17 protein-coding genes and 1 riboswitch are annotated in these 19,085 nt (G+C 71.6%); of the genes, 14 read left to right on the top strand and 3 right to left on the bottom strand.

The features are described from left to right. The first annotated feature begins 61 nt into the window (after positions 1-61). The gene (locus tag E1202_RS18355; protein WP_132684378.1) at positions 62-865 is read left to right on the top strand and encodes a S1 family peptidase; all 804 of its coding nucleotides are present in this window, start codon (positions 62-64) and stop codon (positions 863-865) included. On the opposite strand, the gene E1202_RS18350 is transcribed toward E1202_RS18355, so the two are convergent. After that, complete coding sequence (locus E1202_RS18350; protein WP_132684377.1) at positions 866-1,777, bottom strand: LysR family transcriptional regulator; 912 nt, start codon at positions 1,775-1,777, stop codon at positions 866-868. It abuts the gene before it with no gap. Between the two features lie 101 nt (positions 1,778-1,878). On the opposite strand from E1202_RS18350, the gene E1202_RS18345 reads away from it, so the two are divergent. Beyond that, positions 1,879-3,027 carry a hypothetical protein gene (locus tag E1202_RS18345; RefSeq protein WP_207918736.1) on the top strand — a complete coding sequence of 383 codons (1,149 nt, stop codon included), beginning with the start codon at positions 1,879-1,881 and terminating at the stop codon, positions 3,025-3,027. Positions 3,028-3,156: 129 nt separating this feature from the next. Then, positions 3,157-4,377 carry an MFS transporter gene (locus tag E1202_RS18340; protein WP_235878605.1) on the top strand — a complete coding sequence of 407 codons (1,221 nt, stop codon included), beginning with the start codon at positions 3,157-3,159 and terminating at the stop codon, positions 4,375-4,377. Here the strand turns inward: E1202_RS18340 and E1202_RS18335 are convergent. Continuing rightward, positions 4,291-4,917: a LysE family translocator gene (locus E1202_RS18335; RefSeq protein ID WP_132684376.1), complete on the bottom strand. Its 627-nt coding sequence runs from the start codon at positions 4,915-4,917 to the stop codon at positions 4,291-4,293. The two genes, E1202_RS18340 and E1202_RS18335, sit on opposite strands and share 87 nt — an antisense overlap. Positions 4,918-5,215: 298 nt before the next feature. Between E1202_RS18335 and E1202_RS18330 the strand changes: the two genes are divergently transcribed. The 3 genes from E1202_RS18330 (at position 5,216) to E1202_RS18320 (ending at position 8,888) form a co-directional block, all read left to right on the top strand. Further along, the gene (locus tag E1202_RS18330) at positions 5,216-6,034 is read left to right on the top strand and encodes a S1 family peptidase (protein WP_235878603.1); all 819 of its coding nucleotides are present in this window, start codon (positions 5,216-5,218) and stop codon (positions 6,032-6,034) included. 79 nt (positions 6,035-6,113) lie between these two features. Beyond that, positions 6,114-6,602: a GNAT family N-acetyltransferase gene (locus E1202_RS18325; protein WP_132684375.1), complete on the top strand. Its 489-nt coding sequence runs from the start codon at positions 6,114-6,116 to the stop codon at positions 6,600-6,602. Between the two features lie 50 nt (positions 6,603-6,652). After that, positions 6,653-6,825: riboswitch (cobalamin riboswitch) on the top strand. A 35-nt stretch (positions 6,826-6,860) separates the two neighbouring features. Further along, a complete protein-coding gene (locus tag E1202_RS18320; RefSeq protein ID WP_132684374.1) occupies positions 6,861-8,888 on the top strand; it encodes a putative cobaltochelatase in 2,028 nt (675 codons plus the stop codon). 373 nt (positions 8,889-9,261) lie between these two features. Here the strand turns inward: E1202_RS18320 and E1202_RS18315 are convergent, their stop codons facing one another. Beyond that, positions 9,262-10,422 (bottom strand): MFS transporter, encoded by a 1,161-nt coding sequence (locus tag E1202_RS18315; RefSeq protein WP_132684373.1) that lies wholly within the window; start codon positions 10,420-10,422, stop codon positions 9,262-9,264. A 287-nt stretch (positions 10,423-10,709) separates the two neighbouring features. Between E1202_RS18315 and cobO the strand changes: the two genes are divergently transcribed. From cobO to E1202_RS18275, 8 genes are all read left to right on the top strand, one after another. Then, positions 10,710-11,324: a cob(I)yrinic acid a,c-diamide adenosyltransferase gene (cobO, locus tag E1202_RS18310; protein ID WP_132684372.1), complete on the top strand. Its 615-nt coding sequence runs from the start codon at positions 10,710-10,712 to the stop codon at positions 11,322-11,324. Beyond that, positions 11,318-12,676 carry a cobyrinate a,c-diamide synthase gene (locus E1202_RS18305; RefSeq protein ID WP_165943902.1) on the top strand — a complete coding sequence of 453 codons (1,359 nt, stop codon included), beginning with the start codon at positions 11,318-11,320 and terminating at the stop codon, positions 12,674-12,676. Before cobO ends, E1202_RS18305 begins: the two co-directional genes overlap by 7 nt. After that, positions 12,673-13,410 (top strand): precorrin-2 C(20)-methyltransferase, encoded by a 738-nt coding sequence (gene cobI, locus E1202_RS18300; protein WP_132684371.1) that lies wholly within the window; start codon positions 12,673-12,675, stop codon positions 13,408-13,410. The genes E1202_RS18305 and cobI overlap by 4 nt, the downstream gene beginning before the upstream one ends. Further along, entirely contained in the window at positions 13,407-14,642 is a 1,236-nt protein-coding gene (cobM, locus tag E1202_RS18295; RefSeq protein WP_408006751.1) for a precorrin-4 C(11)-methyltransferase, read from the top strand. Before cobI ends, cobM begins: the two co-directional genes overlap by 4 nt. Continuing rightward, a complete protein-coding gene (locus E1202_RS18290) occupies positions 14,626-15,789 on the top strand; it encodes a cobalt-precorrin-5B (C(1))-methyltransferase (protein WP_132684369.1) in 1,164 nt (387 codons plus the stop codon). The genes cobM and E1202_RS18290 overlap by 17 nt, the downstream gene beginning before the upstream one ends. Next, positions 15,774-16,973: a precorrin-6y C5,15-methyltransferase (decarboxylating) subunit CbiE gene (gene cbiE, locus E1202_RS18285; RefSeq protein ID WP_132684368.1), complete on the top strand. Its 1,200-nt coding sequence runs from the start codon at positions 15,774-15,776 to the stop codon at positions 16,971-16,973. The genes E1202_RS18290 and cbiE overlap by 16 nt, the downstream gene beginning before the upstream one ends. A gap of 151 nt (positions 16,974-17,124) precedes the next feature. Then, positions 17,125-18,882: a precorrin-3B C(17)-methyltransferase gene (cobJ, locus tag E1202_RS18280; protein ID WP_132684367.1), complete on the top strand. Its 1,758-nt coding sequence runs from the start codon at positions 17,125-17,127 to the stop codon at positions 18,880-18,882. Continuing rightward, positions 18,872-19,054, top strand: a complete 183-nt coding sequence (locus E1202_RS18275; RefSeq protein ID WP_132620780.1) for a DUF362 domain-containing protein — start codon at positions 18,872-18,874, stop codon at positions 19,052-19,054. Before cobJ ends, E1202_RS18275 begins: the two co-directional genes overlap by 11 nt. Positions 19,055-19,085 lie beyond the last annotated feature (31 nt).

Below are 19,085 nucleotides of genomic sequence, written 5' to 3'. Positions count from 1 at the left end.
TTGGACGAGCCGGAGCGGCGGTCGGACGGCCGCCGGGAGGCTCCGGGGGAGGAGACGAACCATGGCGGAGAACAAACTCGGGATGCGGGCGGCGGCCGGGACGCTGGCGGCGATGAGCCTGATCGGTGGTCTGCTGGCCACCTCGGCCAGCGCCGGCGAGCAGGGGACCGCTGCGCCACCGATCGTCGGGGGGCAAGCGGCTCCGATCGCCGACCACCCGTGGGTGGTCTACCTGGCCGATGACCAGGGCAACCAGTTCTGCGGCGGCACCATCGGCGCGGCGAACAAGGTCATCACGGCGGCGCACTGCGTCAAGGGCGAGCGACCCGCCTCGGTGCGGGTGGTGGCGGGCCGGGAGAGCAAGTCGTCCACCGACGGCGTCGAGGTCCCGGTTTCCGACATCTGGGTCCACCCGAACTACCAGGACGCCAACACCGGATCCGACGTGGCCGTGGTGACCCTCGAGCAGCAGCTCCCGCAGGCCCCGCTGCCGGTGGCCACACCGGCCGACACCGCCGCCTACGAGGCGGGCCGGATGGCGACCGTGCTCGGCTGGGGCGCCACCTCAGAAGGCGGCGAGGCCTCGGACACCCTGCAGAAGGCCGAGGTCCCGCTGACCTCCGACGCCGACTGCAAGCGGGCGTACGACCAGTACGACCCGCAGGGGATGGTCTGCGCCGGATACCCCGAGGGCGGCATCGACAGCTGCCAGGGCGACTCGGGCGGGCCGCTGGTGGTCGACGGCAAGCTCGTCGGCATCGTCTCCACCGGCAACGGCTGCGCGAGGCCGGGCAACCCGGGCATCTACACCCGCACCGCCACCTACGAGGCCGACATCCGGGCCCAGCTCACGGCGCAACACTGATCACGCCGGGGTCAGCCGCAGCCCGGGACCGAGTTCGCGGGCGAGCCCGGTGGCCAGGGTCCGGAAGGCACGCACGTGCGGATCCTCGTCACCGGCGCGGCTGACCAGCACGCTGTGCTCCCACGGCGCGTCCGCCACCGGAACGCACCGGGTGCCGGGCCACGGGTAGAAGCGCTCGAAGGATTCCAGCGCCGAACCCGCACCGCGTCCGGCGGCCGCCGTGGCGAGCACCTCGTGCGGGTTGACCGCGTCGTCCTGGCCGCGGCGCGGGGACTCACCGCCCCGCGCCGCGGTGAAGTACAGGTAGTCGGTGAACGGGCGCGGCGTGCGCTCGGGAAGCCGGATGAACGGCAGGTCGAGCACGTCGGCCAGCCGCACCTCGGGTGCGTCGGCCAGCTCCCAGCGGGCGGAGACCACGACGATGCGCCGCTCGGTGGTGAGCACGTCGATCTCGACGCGCTCGTCCACCGGTGCCGGGCGCACGAAGGCCACGTCCACGCGGTGCTCCAGCAGCGCGGACACGTGCTCGGTGAAGTCCAGCGGCACCAGCCGCAGGTCGATCTCGGGGTGGGCCATCCGGAACGCCTGCGCGGTCGCGGGCGTCAGCTCCGCCGAACCGTGCCCCATGACCCCGACCCGCAGCGTCCCGGGCTCGGGTGAGGCGGCTTCGGCGACGTCCGCGCGAGCGAGGTCGGCGGCGGCGAGCAGCGCGCGGGCGTGCCGGGCGAGCCGGTGTCCCGCGGGGGTGAGCCGCACCGGGTTGCGGTCCAGCAGCGGCGTCCCGAAGTCCTGCTCCAGCTGCTTGACGTGCTCGGTCACGGTCGCCTTGGCCAGGAACAACCGCTCGGCGGCCCGACCGAAGTGCCCCTCCTCGGCCACCACCAGCAAGGTCTCCAACCGCCGCAACTCCATGCGAGCAACGTACGACCGGTTGCCGGAAGAGACCAGGCGATTGAGGCGCACTTTACGATGCGCATTCGAGCCTCGATCGGCCGTTTACTGAGCGTGCGCCAGTGCCCGTGGGCGTGGTCTGCGCCCAACTCCAGTCGAATTGGGATTCGGGCCGCATTTCGGTGGTGCGGGGCGGGAGGAAGCTGCTTCACCACCGGCATCACCTGGGCCAGGCCGGGCTCAGCGAGGAGCAGTGGCGTGCTCGGTGGGAGGCCGAACGCTGGTTCTTCGCGGCGGATGGGGAGTGGGGCAAGAAGTCCGGCAACGAAACGGTGCGCATCACCCCGGATGGTGAGGTGTCGATCCGGTTGCCCGCGCCGCTGGAACATCTCGCCAACGCACGCAACGGCCGGTATGTCTTGACCGCGATCGCGCGGTTCCAGCATCGCGGTGCGGAGTGGGCTGAGCACATCGCTGGTGATCGGGCGGTAGCGTACCGGTTTCAATACGACGCCACTCGTGACCGCTGGTACGTGGGTGCGTCTTGGCAGCGCAGCCCAGCACCGTCGGTGCCGTTGGCCGTGTTGCGGTCTGGTCCGGTGATCGGGGTGGACACCAATGTTGATCACATCGCCGCCTGGAAGCTCGACCCTCACGGCAACCCGACGGGCCGACCGAAAACCTTGGGTTACGACCTTTCCGGCACGGCTGACCACCGAAACGCACAGCTGCGCCATGCCCTGTCCCAGGTTTTGCGTTGGGCCAGGAGTGAAGGTGTGCGGGCGATCGCGGTCGAAGATCTCGACTTCAGTGACTCGACGACTCGTGAGAAGCATGGCCGCAGGAAGCGGCTCCGGCAGCTGATTTCCGGCATGCCCACGGGGAAGCTTCGTTCCCGGCTGGTGTCGATGGCCGCCGAGACCGGTGTCGGTGTGATCGTCGTGGACCCTGCTTGCACCAGCAAGTGGGGCAACGAGCACTGGCGTGCGCCACTGTCCAGGAAGAAGCATGAGATCACCCGACACCACGCCGCGAGCGTGGCGATCGGGAGACGCGCCCTCGGGCACGGGATCAGGCGACGGGTGACACCGCCCCGGCACGACCAGAGCGATCGTGTCGGGCATCGGACCATCCAGGCCCAGCCTCGTACTCGTGGGTGTGAAGGAACCCGCCCCGACGCGACCGGGACGCGGACGCGATCCGTGCTGTCCGGCCGTCGAGCGAATGCGGGAACCCAGTTCGTCCAACACCGTTCGGGAGGGACGCAGTAGCGGGACGTCCGATCATCATGGGGACGCCTGAACGCTGTTGAGGAACGGTAGACCGAGATCCTGATTCCCTCGTTCGGGAAAACCGAACGGTTGGTGTTCGGGGTGGGGACTGCGCGTAGAACGTTAGGTGTGCGAAACGTGTGGGTGCCGGCTGCTCTGCTGTTGATGGTGGCCGGGTGGGGTGCGAACCAGTTCTCGCCGCTGCTGGGGGCTTACCGGGGTGAGTTGGGGCTGAGCCCGTCGGCGGCGACCGGGTTGCTGGCGCTCTACGTCGTCGGGTTGGTGCCCGGCTTGTTGTTCGGGGGTCCGCTGGCGGATCAGCGCGGGCGCAAGCCGGTGGTGGTCTGGGCGATCGTGCTCAGCGCGCTGGCCACGGTGGCGCTGATGCTCGGGGCGCACGTGGTGCCGTGGCTGATCGTCGGGCGGCTGATCGTCGGGGTGAGCACCGGCGCCGTGCTGGCCGCCGGGAGCGCTTGGGTGCGCGACCTGTCGCACCCGCCGTTCGGGACCGCGACCGAGGACGGCGCCGGTGCGCGCAGGGCCGGCGTGCTGCTGGCGGCCGGTTTCAGCATCAGCGGCGTGGTGTCCGCGCTGGTCGCGACCTGGGGGCCGTTCCCGCTGGTCAGCGCCTACGTTCCGCACCTGGTCCTGTGCGCGGTGACGCTGCCGCTGGCGCTGCGCTGCCCGGAGACGCGCGTCGAGCCCGCGGCCGGGGCGCCGCGCGGCAGGGGAGCGCGCGATCCGCGGTTCCTGCGCCGAGTGGCGCCGGTGGCGCCGTGGATCTTCCTGTGCCCCACCGTCGGCTTCGCCGTGCTCCCCGCGCAGGTCACCGTCCACGCGCCCGGCTACGAGGTGCTCTACGCGGGGGTGTCGACGCTGTGCGCTCCCGGTTTCGGTGCGGTCGTGCAGCCCTGGGCTCGCCGGATCGCCCGGCGCGGGGTGCGGGCGACGGCCGTGTTCGGGCTGCTGGCCATCGCTGCCGGGCTCGTGCTCGCTGCTGTCGCGGCGTGGCGGGCGCAGCCGTGGCTGGGGCTGCTCGCAGCGCTGACGCTGGGCACCGGCTACGGCTTCGTCTCGACCTACTGCCTGACGATGGTGGGCCGCATCGCGGGACCGTCCGAGCTGGCCGGGCTGAGCGCGATCATGTGGGTGCTGGCCTACCTGGGGTTCTGCACGCCGTTCGTGATCAGCCTGCTCTCGGGCGTGGTCGCGGTACCGGTGGTGCTGCTCGTGCTGGCCGGGCTGGCGCTGCTGACGTTGCTGTCAGCTCGCGACGAGACCGATCGAGATGGTCACGAAAGCCGTCGCGCTCAACGCGTCCAGCGACTTCGAGACGCGGGGGTTCTTTAGCCGGTCGGCGATCCCGGCCGCCGCCAGCACGATGGTGACCTCCCAGATCGCCGCCAGCACCAGGAACACCACACCCAGCGCGACCAGCTGGAGCGCCGGTTGCGTCGACGCGCCGACGAACTGCGGCAGGAACGCGAGGCTGAACAGCAGCATCTTCGGGTTGGTCAGGTTGCTGAGCAGGCCGCGCAGGTAGGGGTTGGCGTCGTCCGGCGGCGGAACGTCCAGCGAGCCGGATTCCCGCCTGGTCAGCCAGTACCCGCGCACGATGGTGGCCGCGAGGTAGAGCAGGTAGGCCGCGCCCACCCACTTCAGGGCCACGAGCACGCCCGGGGCTTTGGTGATCAGCGCGCCCAGCCCTGAGATGACCACCGCGACCTGCAGCGCGCTGGCGCTGTGGATTCCGGCCAGCGCCAGCAGCCCCGCCTTGCGGCCGTGGTTCAGCGACGTGCGCAGCAGCAGGAAGACGTCCACTCCCGGTGTGATGATCACGACCGCGCTCGCCAGCAGGAAGGCGGGCAACGGCGTCGGGTCCAGGAGCACGGCGAATTCCTCTCCACTTCGGCAGCACGCACTGCCGCATCGCTTGATCAGGTTCTTCTCGTCATCCGGACAGGTGAGATCGGCGGATGCCGGTGGTGGAGGTACCCCGGTTTCGCGATGCCCTGGGATGGAGGCGCGACTGTCAACGGCGACATTCGCGAAAGGATTTGCTTCCGTAGTCGAGTTTAACGAAAAACTTTCCTGGGATGCTGTGAGTTGCGACTCGTGATGTTTCGGTGTGCGGGTGATTACGGTGTGTCCGCTCCGCCGATGACCGCGACAGCTGGAGGCACCGACTTTGGGCCGCGACGAACAGGGAATCGCCGACAAGACCCGTGCGCTGCGCGCGCTCGCCATCGCCGGAGCGGTCACCGCTCTTGCGGGCGCGAGCCCCGCCGCCCACGCGTCCCCGGCGATCACCGGGGACGACCAGCCGCAGTCCCGGATCCTCGGCGGCTCGGGCAGCACCACCGACGACGCGCCCTGGGTGGTCGCGCTGACCGACCGGTACGGCAACCAGTTCTGCGGCGGCACCCTGATCCGCGCGGGCGAGGTCGTCACCGCCGCGCACTGCGCGCACGATCCGCTCACCGGGGCCGAACGCTCGCCCGAGGACGTCCGCGTGATCGCCGGGCGCACCGACCTGCGCAGCTCGCAGGGCAGCGAAGCCGAGGTCGACGACGTGTGGGTGCACCCGGGTTACGAGGACTTCACCACCGGCGACGACCTCGCCGTCCTCAAGCTCAGCGCTCCGCTGCCGCAGCGCCCGCTTCCCGTGGTCGCGCCCGGCGAGACCGCGCCGTACGAGCCGGGCACCACGGCCCGCGTCTACGGATGGGGCCGGACCAGCGAGAACGGCCCGAACTCGGACACCCTGCGCTCGGTCGAGGTGCCCGTCGCAGCCGACGACGCCTGCCGCTCGGCCTACCCGAACTACGACCCGCGCAGCATGTTCTGCGCCGGGTACCCCGAAGGCGGGCGCGACGCCTGCGCCGGCGACTCCGGTGGGCCGATCGTCGCAGGTGGGCGGCTCATCGGCGTGGTGTCCTACGGCACCGGCTGCGGTCGTCCCGGCACGCCCGGCGTCTACACCAGGCTGTCGAACTACCCGATGTGAGCGGTGGGCGAGTGGTCTGCACAACTCCCGCCGCTGGCGAGTGCGGGAAACCGGGAAGTCCTGTGATATCCAGGTAAGGGTGACCCTTCAGCCGCTCGCGACCGCCGTGCAACGCGCCTACACCGCAGACCTCGACGCCTCCGACTTCTACCGGATGCTGCGGCTGCGGGTCGACGTCTTCGTCGTCGAGCAGGAATGCCCGTACCCCGAGCTCGACGGGCGTGACCTGGAGGACTCCACCCGCCACTTCTGGGTCGACTCCGCCGACGACTACGTGCTCGGATACCTGCGGCTGCTGGAAGACCCCGACGGCACCTACCGCATCGGCCGCGTCTGCACCGCCAAGAGCGCCCGGGGTCTGGGCATCGGCCGCAAGCTGATGCGCGCCGCCGTCGCCGAGGTGCAGAACTCGCCCGCCGTGCTGTCCGCCCAGGCCTACGCCAAGGACTTCTACGCCTCCTTCGGCTTCGTCGAGGCCGGGGACGAGTACCTCGAAGACGGCATCCCGCACGTCGAGATGCGACGCGAACCCCGCCGCGCGGGTGTTGCCGCCGGTCGCCGAATGTGAGTTGTGGCGCCGGATGGTTGGGCGCTTGATCGACGTCTGGGACGATGTCGGTGAATCCGTTTGCAAGGGGTGTTGGCAGGAAGCCGGTGCGAGTCCGGCACGGTCGGCGCCACTGTGACCGGGGAGCGGACCTCCCGCGCGAGCCACCGGGGTGACCTGGGAAGGCCGGAGGGACGTGACGATCCGGGAGTCAGGACACTGCGGCCCCTTGTTCCCGACAGCGGGGCGTCCGCACCCCGAGGAAGGAACCACACCGGCATGTCCGCTGCCCCTCGCTTCCCCTTCTCCGCCGTGGTCGGCCACGACGACCTGCGGCTCGCGCTGCTGCTCAACGCGGTGCACCCGCGCATCGGCGGTGTTCTGGTGCGCGGCGAGAAGGGCACGGCCAAGTCGACCGTCGTGCGCGCCCTCGCCTCGCTGCTGCCGACGCTGGACGTCGTCGACGACTGCCGCTTCGGCTGCGATCCCGCCGCGCCCGACCCGCAGTGCCCCGACGCGCCGCACGGCCCCACCGCGACCCGGCGGCCCGCGCAGCTCGTCGAACTGCCCGTCGGCGCCACCGAGGACCGGCTCATCGGCTCGCTCGACCTCGAACGCGCCCTGACCGAGGGCGTTCGCGCCTTCCAACCCGGCCTGCTCGCCGGAGCGCACCGCGGCGTGCTCTACGTCGACGAGGTCAACCTGCTGCACGACCACCTCGTGGACCTGCTGCTCGACGCCGCCGCCATGGGTCGCGCCCACGTCGAGCGCGACGGCGTGTCCGTCTCGCACGCCGCGTCGTTCCTGCTGGTCGGCACCATGAACCCGGAGGAAGGCGAGCTCCGGCCGCAGCTGCTCGACCGCTTCGGGCTCACCGTGCAGGTCGCCGCCTCCCGCGAGGTCGGCACCCGCACCGAGGTCGTCCGCCGCCGGCTCGCCTTCGAAGCCGACCCCGCCGGGTTCGCCGCCCACTGGGCCGATGCCGACGCCGAGCTCGCCGAGCACATCCGCGCCGCCCGTGCCCGGGTCGAGGACGTCGTGCTGCCCGACTCCGAACTCCGCCGGATCTCCGCGCTGTGCGCGGCCTTCGACGTCGACGGCATGCGCGCCGACCTGGTGCTGGCGCGCACCGCCATCGCCCACGCCGCCTGGCGCGGCGCCGACGCCGTCACCGAGGAGGACGTCGAAGCCGCCGCCCGCCTGGCCCTGCCGCACCGGCGCCGCCGCGACCCGTTCGACGAACCCGGCATGGCCGAGGACCAGCTGCAGCAGGCCCTCTCCGACGCCGCCGAGCAGGCCGAGGACCAGCCGCCGGAAGACCCCGACGACGACCCCGACGGAGGGCCCGACGGCGGTCCCGGTGGCGGCGGCGAACCGCAGGACGAGCCCACCGGTCCCACCGGCGGCGGAGGCGGCGAGGAGCAGGACCAGCAGCCCGGTGGCGGCGACTCCGAACGCGCCCCCGTCGGCGCCGGGCAGTCGTTCCGCGCCCGGTTGCTGGAAGTGCCCGGACTCGGCGAAGGCGCACCCGGCCGCCGGTCCCGCGCCCGCTCCCGCAGCGGACGCACCACCCGCGCCACCACCGTCGGGGGCCACGGACTGCACCTCACCGCCACCCTCGCCGCAGCCGCTCCCCACCAGGCCGCGCGCGGGCGCAGCGGACCCGGCCTCGTCCTGCGCTCCGACGACGTCCGCCGATCCCTGCGCGAAGGCCGTGAGGGCAACCTCGTGCTCTTCGCCGTCGACGCCTCCGGCTCCATGGCCGCCCGCGACCGGATGACCGCCGTCAGCGGCGCCGTCCTGTCCCTGCTGCGCGACGCCTACCAGCGGCGGGACAAGGTCGGTGTGATCACCTTCCGCGGTGACAAGGCCGAAGTCGCCCTGCCGCCCACCTCGTCGGTCGACATCGCCGCCGCCCGGCTCCGGCGGATGCGCACCGGCGGACGCACCCCGCTCGCCGACGGACTGCTGCGTACCCAGCACGTCATCCGGACCGAGAGCACCCGCGACCCGCAGCGCCGGCCGCTCGTCGTCCTGCTCACCGACGGCAAGGCCACCGTCGGCGTCCAGGGAGCCACCGGGAGCAAGCAGGCCGTCGACGACGCCCTGCGCGCCGCACGCGTGCTCGCCGACACCGGAACCGCCTCCGTGGTCGTCGACTGCGAGAACGGTCCCGTCAAGCTCGGACTGGCGAACCGGGTGGCCACAGCCCTGGGCGGACCCAGCCTCCGGCTCGAAGAGCTCTCCGCCGAGCACGTCGCCGGAGTCGTGCGTGCCGTCAGCGGTGACAGCGGGTTGGCCGCTTAGTCTCGTTTTGGTTACGAGATTCAACCTTGTGAGTACCGACCCATCGGTCGGATTGGTACGGTGACCACCAGTCCACCTGACCCCCAGGGGTGGACCTCCAAAGTGCCCCGCGCTCCCAGCGACCCCCAGGCCGGTTGAGCGCGGGGCTCTTTTTCTTGTGGGATTACTCCGGTGGTCTTGTTGCTTAGCGGTGCGGGTGGCGGAACCTGAGCGGCTCCGTGGACTCCGCGCGCCACTCCTGATGTATGTCCAATACACGGCGTCGCGGCGTGCTCGCCACGAAGCCGCTCAGAACCCGCGGCGGTGCCGGTTGCTTGCTTGGGGAAATGAGAAAGCGACTTCGTCGCTTGCCTGACGTTCTTGTTTTTGCTGTTCAGGCTGGGGTTGGTTGTTTTTGGTGGTAGCGGTGTCTTGCGTAGGTTGCTGTTGCTACCAGGGGGGTTGCTACTGCTCCTGCTGTGATGAACAGGATCGTGTAGTTGCCGTGGTCTGCTAGGGGGCCTGCTGCTGCGGAGGCCGCTGCGCTGCCGAGGAACAGGGCGCAGGCGAAGAGGGCCACCGCTGTTCCCCTCGCTTCTGGGGCCACCGAGGTGGCCCAGGCCTGCAGGGAGGAGTGCATGAAGGACCAGCCGCCGCCCAGCAGGAGGGCCGTGACGATCACCGTGGCCAGGTTCGTGTCCACGGAGACCAGGGCGTAGCCGACGATCATCTGGGTGCCGCCGATGGCGATCAGGCGGGGGACCGGGACCTTGGAGTTGATGGCCTTGACGACCCTGGAGAACACCAGCACGCCCACGCCGTAGGCGCCCGTGGCCAAGCCCGCCACCGCGACGTCCAGGCCCTCGTTGACCAGCGCCGACGCCAGGAAGGTCATGGTGCCCAGCAGCACCGCGCCCTCCACGAAGACCAGGCCGAACACCAGCAGCGCCCAGCGGTTGCGCAGCACTCCGCCGATGTGGGGACCCACGCCGCCAGACACCGCCGCGCGGTCGGGTTCCGGGAGACCGCGCAGCAGCATCGCGCAGATCGCCGCGCACAGGGCCGGGACCGCGAAGACCACGCGCCAGTCCAGCCAGTGGGCCAGCACGCCGCCGACCGCCGTCGCCATCGCCGTGCCCACCGCCTGAGCGGCCATCAGGTCCGACAGCGCGCTCTGGCGCTTCTGCTGGGAGACCGTGTCGCCGACGTAGGTCAGCGTCGTGGGGACCACCGCGCCCATGAAGGCACCCGCCAGCACCCGTGCCGCGATCAGCACCGGCAGCGACGGCGCGAACGTCGAGATCAGGCCCGTGGCGGCCGCCGCCAGCAGCGTGGCGCGCATGATCGGGATCCGGCCGAAGCGGTCCGAGAGGATTCCCCACAGCGGTTGCGAGAGCCCGTAGGCCAGGAAGTAGCCGCTGGCGACCGTGACCGCCGAGGCGATCGGGACGTGCATGCTCAGCGCGATCAGCACCAGCATCGGGGTCACGGCGAACCGGTCGAAACTGCTGATGAACGAGGCTGCGGAGAGCACCAGAGGCGGTCTGGTGGGCATGCGGCGGCTCCTAGTTCTGGGACGCTCGTCCATCTTCACGCGTCGAACGCCGGATGCAGCGGTGAAGTTGCCCACCTCATGCGGGGCCGTGCCCTGGGGCCTTCGCATTTTCGGCCTCTTGGGCAACTCGCACCGCCGCGGGTTTCTCACACGTCCTCTGGGGAGGACAGCCGCAGCGCCGCGCATTGGCATGCACAAGTCGCGGATCCCGGAGCCGGAGGGCGTGCGAGGTTCCGCTACCTGCACCGCCACGCAGGTCACTGTTAGCAACCTCTTAGGGTCGGTGCATGCCTCAGGGACAACCTTCTTCCGTGCCAGCTGATGGACTGACCACTCGCCAGCGCCGCAACCGGCCGTTGGTCGTCGTGCACACCGGTGAGATGAAGGGGAAGTCCACCGCCGCCTTCGGGCTCGCGCTGCGCGGGTGGAACCAGGGCTGGTCGATCGGGGTCTTCCAGTTCGTCAAGTCCGCCAAGTGGAAGGTCGGCGAGGAGTCGGCGTTCCGCGCGCTCGGCAAGGTCCACGAGGACACAGGCGTTGGAGGCCCCGTCGAGTGGCACAAGATGGGTGAGGGCTGGTCCTGGACCCGCAAGAAGGGCACCGAGGAAGATCACGCCGCCGCCGCGCTCGAAGGTTGGCAGGAGATCTCCCGCCGCCTCGACGAGCAGCGCCACGGCCTCTACGTCCTCGACGAGTTCACCTACCCGCTGCACTGGGGCTGGGTCGACGTCGACGAGGTCGTCGCCAAGCTGCGCGAGCGCGAGGGCCACCAGCACGTCATCATCACCGGCCGCTACGCGCCGCAGGCGCTCATCGATGCCGCCGACCTCGTGATGGAGACCGGCAAGGTCAAGCACCCCATGGACGCCGGGCAGAAGGGTCAGAAGGGCATCGAGTGGTGAACCTCGATCGGGTGGTCTTCGCCGCTCCGGGTTCGGGACAGGGCAAGACCACCGTGGTCACCGGCCTGCTCGGTGCGCTGCGCAGACGCGGCGATCGCGTCGCGCCCTTCAAGGTGGGGCCCGACTACATCGATCCCGGCTACCACCGGCTCGCCGCCGGGCGGACCGCGCGCAACCTCGACCCCGTGCTCGTCGGAGCCGACCGCATCGGGCCGCTGCTGCACCACGGATCCGCCGGTGCCGACATCGCCGTGGTGGAAGGCGTGATGGGCCTGTTCGACGGACGCATCGGCGGCGACGAGGAACTGGCCTTCGGTTCCACAGCGCACGTCGCGCAGCTGATCGACGCTCCCGTCGTGCTGGTCGTCGACGCCAAGGGGCAGAGCCACAGCCTCGCCGCGCTGCTGCACGGTTTTCGCGGCTACCGGCCGCAGGTGAAGGTCGCCGGCGTGGTGCTCAACCGCGTCGGCTCGGCGCGCCACGAACAGGTGCTGCGCTCGGCCGCCGACAACGCGGGCTTACCGGTGCTGGGTGCGATCCCGCGCACCGACGACCTCGAAGTCCCCTCGCGGCACCTGGGACTGGTCACCGCCGTCGAGCACGGCGCCGAGGCGCTGCGCGCCGTGGAGGCGATGACCGACGTGATCGAGCGGTCCGTGGACCTCGACGCCGTCACCGCGCTCGCCGGCACCGCCGGTGACCTGCCCGGACCCGCCTGGGACCCGGGTGCTGAGGTGCAGCCGCAGGGCCGGCCGGTGGTCGCCGTGGCAGGCGGGCACGCGTTCAGCTTCGGCTACGCCGAGCACGTCGAACTCCTCGAAGCCGCCGGAGCCGAGGTCGCCCTCGTCGACCCGCTGCGCGATGAACGACTTCCCGGCCGGGCCGCCGGACTGGTGCTGCCGGGCGGGTTCCCGGAGCAGCACGCCGCCGCGCTGTCGGCGAACACCGCGCTGCGCGACGAGATCCGCGCCTTCGCCGCCGGTGGAGCACCGGTGCACGCCGAGTGCGGTGGGCTGCTCTACCTCGGCGAGGAGCTCGACGGCGAACCCATGTGCGGGGTCCTGCCGGTGCGCGCGGCCATGTCGCCGCGACTCACCCTGGGATACCGGGATGCCGTCGCGGCCACCGAATCCCCGCTGTTCGCCGAGGGATCCCGCATCAGCGGTCACGAGTTCCACCGCACCGCAACCGAACCCGGCCACGGCGAGAACCCCGCGTGGTTCTGGCGCGGGCCGGCCGGGGCGCACCGCGAGGGATTCGTCCGCGGCGGGGTGCACGCCTCCTACCTGCACACCCATCCGGCCGGAAACCCCGGCTCGGTAGCCCGATTCGTCACGAGGTGCCTGCGATGAGACTCGTCGGTGTCGGGGTCGGCCCCGGCGATCCGGAAATGCTGACCCTGGCCGCGCTGCGCGAGATGCGCGAGGCCGACACCGTGTACGTGCCCGTCCTCGCACCGGACGAGCAGGGCCGCGCGGAGGCCGTCGTGCGCGCGCACCTGGGCTCCGACGAGCGGGTGCAGCGGCTGGTGTTCGCGCTCGCCGACCCGGTCGACGGGCCGCAGGAGCGGCGCCGCAGGCACTGGGACGACGCGGCTGAAGCGGTCGCGAAGCGTCTGCGTGATCAGGGCGGCACGGTGGTCTTCGCCACCTTGGGCGACCCCGCTGTGTACTCGACGTTCAGCTATCTGGCAGCGGCCGTCGCGGAGCTGTTGACCGAGGTCGAGATCGTGACGGTGCCCGGCATCACAGCGATGCAGGCGACCGCGTCGCAGGCGGGCATCGCGCTCACCGAGGGCTCGGAGCAACTCACCGTGATTCCCATGCTGCGGGATGTCACCGCGCTGCGGGAGGCGTTGCGAGCGCGCGGTACGGTCGTTGCCTACAAAGGCGGGCGACGCCTGGGTGAGCTGCGCGAGGCGATCGACGACTGCGGAGCTCTGGACCGCTCGGTCTACGCCGAGCACCTGGGCACGCCGGATGCGCGGGTGCTACCGCTTGCTGAAGTGTCCGATGTGGACGATGCGCCTTACTTGTCGACAGTGGTAGTGCTGCCACCCCGAGGCGGAAGAGGAGAGCAATGGTGACTGGCCGGATCTCGTTCATCGGCGCCGGACCCGGCGCGGCCGACCTGATCACGGTCCGCGGCGCCAAGCGAATCGCCGAAGCCGACATCGTGGTCTGGGCCGCGAGCCTGGTCACGCCGGAGTGCGTGCAGGAGCACGCCCGCTCCGATGCCGAGCTCGTCGACTCCTCCCGGCTCACCCACGAGCACGCGGTGGAGATCTACCGGCGCGCCGAGCGCGACAAGCTCAACGTCGCGCGCGTGCACTCCGGTGACCCGTCGCTGTGGGGTGCGGTCCAGGAGCAGTACGACGCCGCGGTCCGGATGAACGTCGAGGTGGAGATCGTGCCGGGTGTTCCCGCCTTCTCCGCCGCAGCGGCGGCGATCGGCCGCGAGCTGACCGTCCCCGAGGTCGCGCAGTCGCTGGTGCTGACCCGCCTGGAGGGCGGCAAGACGCCGATGCCCGACGGCGAGAAGGTGCGCGAGTTCGCCAAGCACGGCACCACGATGGCGCTGTTCCTGTCCGCGGCGCGGACCGGCCAGCTGGTCGAGGAGCTGCGCGCGGGCGGCTACCCGGACGACACCCCGGTGCTGGTGGCCTACAAGGTGACCTGGCCGGACGAACTGCTGGTGCGCAGCACGCTCGGCGAGCTCGAAGCCGACTGCAAGAAGCACAAGCTGTGGCGGCACACGCTGTTCATCATCGGCAAGGGCCTCACCGCGGGCGGCACCCGCTCGCACCTGTACCACGCGGGCCACTTCCACACCTACCGCAAGGCCGACAAGGAGGCCCGTCGCGCGCTGCGCGCCGAGCGCTCCGTCCGCCGCGTCGAGAAGCCGCGCGAGCAGCCCGAGGAGCCCGACTCGGCCAAGATCAAGGAGTCCGAGGCCGCCAAGCTCCGCGAGTCCGACGCGGCGTGGTGGGCCGTGCGCGACTGGCAGGAGACCGCGCGCGGCGCAGCGCGTTTCGGCGCGAACCGCTCGATCCCGATCCCGCAGGTCGACGAATCGCAGTCGCAGCTGTTCGCCGAGGAGCCCGCCGAGCCCGAACCGGTTGCGCCGCAGCAGGAGTCGGCCACGTCGAGCACCACGACGGCGCAGGCCACCACCACGACCGGCACCACGCGCAAGTCGACCGGGACGGCGAAGTCCGGCTCGGCCAAGCGCAAGGCCCCGGCCAAGCCGAACACGGCGAAGAACAAGCAGTCCGCCAAGCGCAAGCCCGCGGCGAAGCCGGATGAGCAGTCAGAGTGATCCGCAGCCGCCGCTGCGCGAGCCGGACCTCCCGCGCACCGCGAAGGTCCGGCCCAAGGCGCTGCGCACCGGTTTCACCACCGGGGCCTGCTCCGCAGCGGCGGCCCGAGCGGCGGCCGAACTGCTGGTCACCGGGGAACTCCCGGCCACCGTGGACATCGGCTTCCCGGACGGCAAGCGCCGCCGGTTCCAGGTCGACTCCGGCAGCGCCGAACCGGCGAGCGCCGTGGTCGTCAAGGACGCGGGCGACGATCCCGACGTCACGCACGGCGCCCGGCTGACGGTCAGCGTCGTTCCTCGCGAGGACGGCGAGGTCCTGCTGCACGGCGGCGAGGGCGTCGGGACCGTCACCAAGCCCGGCCTGGGCCTGGAAGTCGGCGGTCCGGCGATCAACCCGGTGCCGCGGCAGATGATCGGCGACGCCGTGCGCGAGGTGCTCGGCGAGCGCGGCGCGGACGTCACGATCACCGTGCCCGGCGGCGAGAAGATGGCCTACAAGACCACCAACCGGCGGCTGGGCATCTTCGGCGGCATCTCGATCCTCGGCACCACCGGCATCGTCCGGCCGTTCTCCACCGCGTCGTGGCGGTCCAGCGTCGAGCAGGCCGTGTCGGTGCTGTCCGCGCAGCAGGGCCGGGTGGCCGTGCTGTCCACCGGCGGGCGCACCGAGCGGGTCGCGATGCGGCTGCTCCCGGACGAGCCCGAGGTGGCCTTCATCGAGGTCGGCGACTTCACCGGTGCCGCCGTGCGCAGGGCCGTGGAGCACGGTCTGGACGAGCTCGTGTTCGTCGGCATGATCGGCAAGCTCACCAAGCTCGCCTCCGGCGTCGTCATGACCCACTACACGCGGTCCAAGGTGGACACCGGACTGCTGGGGCGGCTGACCGCGGAGTTCGGCGGCAGCGAGCAGGACGTGACCGAGGTCAGCGAGGCCGCCACCGCCCGCCGCGCGTACGAGGTGTGGCAGCGCGGTGACTACTTCTCGGCGTGTGCGCACCGGTTGTGCGACCTGGTGGCAGCAGTATTGGAGCGGTTCAGCGAGGAGTGCGGTCGCAAGCTGCGTGTTCGGGTCGCCATGGTCGACTTCGAGGGAGAGCACGTGGTCGCGGCCACCGAGGCGAGGTGGGTGACGTGGCAGTCACGGTGATCGGGGTCGACGGGGCAACGCTGCCGCCGGGTGGTGCCGAGGCTTTGGAGCAGGCGCGACTGGTCGTGGGAGGCAAGCGGCACCTCGACGCGCATGCCCCCGACCAGGCGAAACGACTCGAACTGGGTCCTCTGGAACCGGCCCTGAACGCGCTGTCCGCGCTGTCCGGGGACGAGCAGGGCGTGGTGCTGGCCTCCGGCGACCCGGGGTTCTTCGGCGCCGTGCGCGCGCTGCGCGAGCGCGGCGTCCGGTGCGCGGTGCTGCCCGCGACCTCCAGCGTGCAGCGGCTGATGGCCCGCGCGGGCCGGTCTTGGGACGACGTCGTGGTGGTCAGCGCCCACGGGCGCGACCTCGGCGCGGCGATCAACGTGTGCCGGGCGCGCCCGGCGGTGGCGGTGCTGACCGCGCCGAAGTCGGGTCCGGCGCAGATCGCCTCGGGGCTGGCCGGCTGGCGGCGCACCATGATCGTCGGCGAGGACCTGGGCGGGCCGAACGAGTCGGTGGTGACCATCGATCCGGCGGACGCGGCCAAGCGCAGCTGGTTCGAGCCGAACGTGGTGCTGTGCCTGGCGGATGCCGACGAGGTGCCCTCGCGCGGGTGGATCGCCGGCGGTGAACCGGTTCCACCGGCCACCGGCTGGGCGCTGTCGGAGGACGAGTTCTCGCACCGCGACGGCATGATCACCAAGGCCGAGGTGCGCGCCGTGGCGCTGGCCAAGCTCGCGCCGCGTCCCGGCACGCTGGTCTGGGACGTCGGCGCCGGCTCGGGTTCGGTGGCGGTGGAGTGCGCCCGGATGGGCGCGGCGACCATCGCGATCGAGTCCGACGAGGCTCAAGTGGTCCGGATGGTCACCAACGCCGCAGGTCACGGCGTTGATGTGCGCATCGAGGAGGGCAAGGCCCCGCAGGCGCTGCGCGAGCTGCCCAAGCCGGACGCGATCTTCGTGGGAGGTGGCGGCAACGAGGTCGTCACCGCCTGCGCCCACGCCGGAGCGACCCGCGTCGTGGTCGCCCTGGCGGCCCTGGACCGGGTCGGGCCGACCCGCGAGACGCTGCGCTCGGCGGGCTACGAGGTCGAGGGCGTCCAGCTCGCGGCCTCCCGCTTGGCGGAACTCCCGGACGGCTCCTCCCGGCTGGAGGCGGCCAACCCTGTGGTCCTCATCTCCGGTCGCAAGAAGGCGTGATCCCTCGCGGGCCGGCGGGCGGCTTCAGCCCTGACCGACCAGGCAAAACGGGTACCGATCATGGCCGGTTCGGGCCAGAACCGCTCGGCAGGGAGTGTCGTAGGGTGTTTTCACCCGTTCCGGGCATGGCACGACGAATAGGGGAGTAGCAGTGATCGGTCTGTTCGCGGTGACCGCGGCGGGACGGCGGGCGGCCGCCGAACTCGCCGGACGGCTGGGGCCGGAGGCCCTGGTCGCCGACGGTCCGATCGGACCGGCCGTCCGACGCCTCTGGGACCACCTCGACGCCGCCGTGTTCTTCCTGGCCAGCGGCGCCACGATCCGGCTGGTCGCGCCGCTGCTGCAGGACAAGCACACCGATCCCGGCATCGTCAGCGTCGACGAGGCGCAGCGCTTCGCCATCGCCCTGACCGGAGGTCACGGCGGCGGCGCGAACGCGCTGGCCGAGCAGGTCGCCGACGTCTTCGGCTGCACCCCGGTGATCACCACGGCCACCGACTCCACCGGCACCACCGCGCTCGACGAGCTCGTCGAGCAGCTCGACGCCACGGTCGACGGCGACCTGCCGTCCTGCGGCGTGGCGATCCTCGACGGCGAACCGGTCCGGCTGGTCAACCCGCACGGCTTCCCGCTCCCGGCGCTGCCGCCCAACGTCGGCACCGACGTCGCGAACCCGCAGTGGACGGTGGTGATCGACGACCGCCGCCCGACCGAGGACGAGGAGCGCACGCTGCGCCTGGTCCCGCGCACGCTGGTCGTCGGGGTCGGCTCCGCGCGCGGTGTGTCGCGCACGGCGGTCGCCGAGACCATCGCCCGCCTCGACAGCGAGCACGGCCTGGACCCGCGGGCCATCCGCGCCTTCGCCAGCGTCGACCTCAAGGCCGACGAGGTCGGAATCCTCGACGCGGTGCAGGACCTGGGCTTCTGGCACTCCAAGGACGGCGGCGACGAGCTGTCCCTGCTGACCTACTCGGCCGAGGTGCTGGCCGGCGTGGAGGTGCCCAACCCGAGCGAGGTGGTGCGCAGCGAGGTCGGCACGCCCAGCGTCGCCGAGGCCTCCGCGCTGCACGCCGCCGACGAGCTCGCCTACGGCGCCCCGGTCGAGCTGGTGGCGGACAAGATCAAGGGTGACAACGTCACCGTCGCCGCCGCCCGGATCAGCCCGCGCGGCCGGCTCGCCATCGTCGGCATCGGGCCGGGTGCCCCCGACCTGCGCACGCCGCGCGCCGACGCCGAGCTGCGCCGCGCGTCGGTGGTCGTCGGCCTCGACCAGTACCTCGACCAGGTCCGGCACCTGCTGCGGCCCGGCACCGAGGAGCGCGCCACCGGCCTGGGTGCCGAGGAAGCTCGCGCGGCCGAGGCGGTCGAGCTGGCCAAGCAGGGCCGCGCGGTCGCGCTGATCGGTTCCGGCGACGCGGGTGTGTACGCGATGGCCAGTCCGGCGCTGGAGAAGGCCGACGTGGACATCGAGGTCGTCGGCGTGCCGGGCGTGACCGCCGCGCTGTCGGCGTCGGCGCTGCTGGGCGCTCCGCTCGGCCACGACCACGCGCTGATCAGCCTGTCCGACCTGCACACGCCGTGGGAGATGATCGAGCGCCGGGTCCGCGCCGCCGCCGAGGGCGACCTGGTGGTCTGCTTCTACAACCCGCGTTCGGTGCAGCGCCACTGGCAGTTGGGCCGCGCGTTGGAGATCCTCGCCGAGCACCGCCCGGCGACGACCCCTGTCGGCGCGGTCCGCCAGGCCAGCCGCGCGGACCAGAAGGTCTGGTGCGCCTCGATCGACGAGTTCGACCCGGCCGACGTGGACATGTTCACCACGGTCGTCGTCGGCTCCTCGCAGTCCACCGTGGTCGGTCGCCGGATGGTCACCCCGCGCGGCTACCGCTGGATGGCGGGCGATGTCCGTTGATCCGCTGACCATCACCGACGCCTGCACCGCCTGCGGCGCGTGCCTGCTCACCTGCCCGGAGCACGCCCTCCGCCCGGCCCCGGGCCGCCCCTACGTGCTCGCCGAAGCCTGCACCTCCTGCGGAGAATGCGTCGAAATCTGCCCCAGAGACGCCATCGACCTCCTGCGCTGATCGCGTCCGGGGTGGCAGGGTTGGGCGGGTG

It is taken from the genome of Saccharopolyspora karakumensis, from assembly GCF_004349225.1.
Classification (GTDB): Bacteria; Actinomycetota; Actinomycetes; order Mycobacteriales; family Pseudonocardiaceae; genus Saccharopolyspora; species Saccharopolyspora endophytica.
This window is presented reverse-complemented; position numbering and strand designations above follow the sequence as displayed.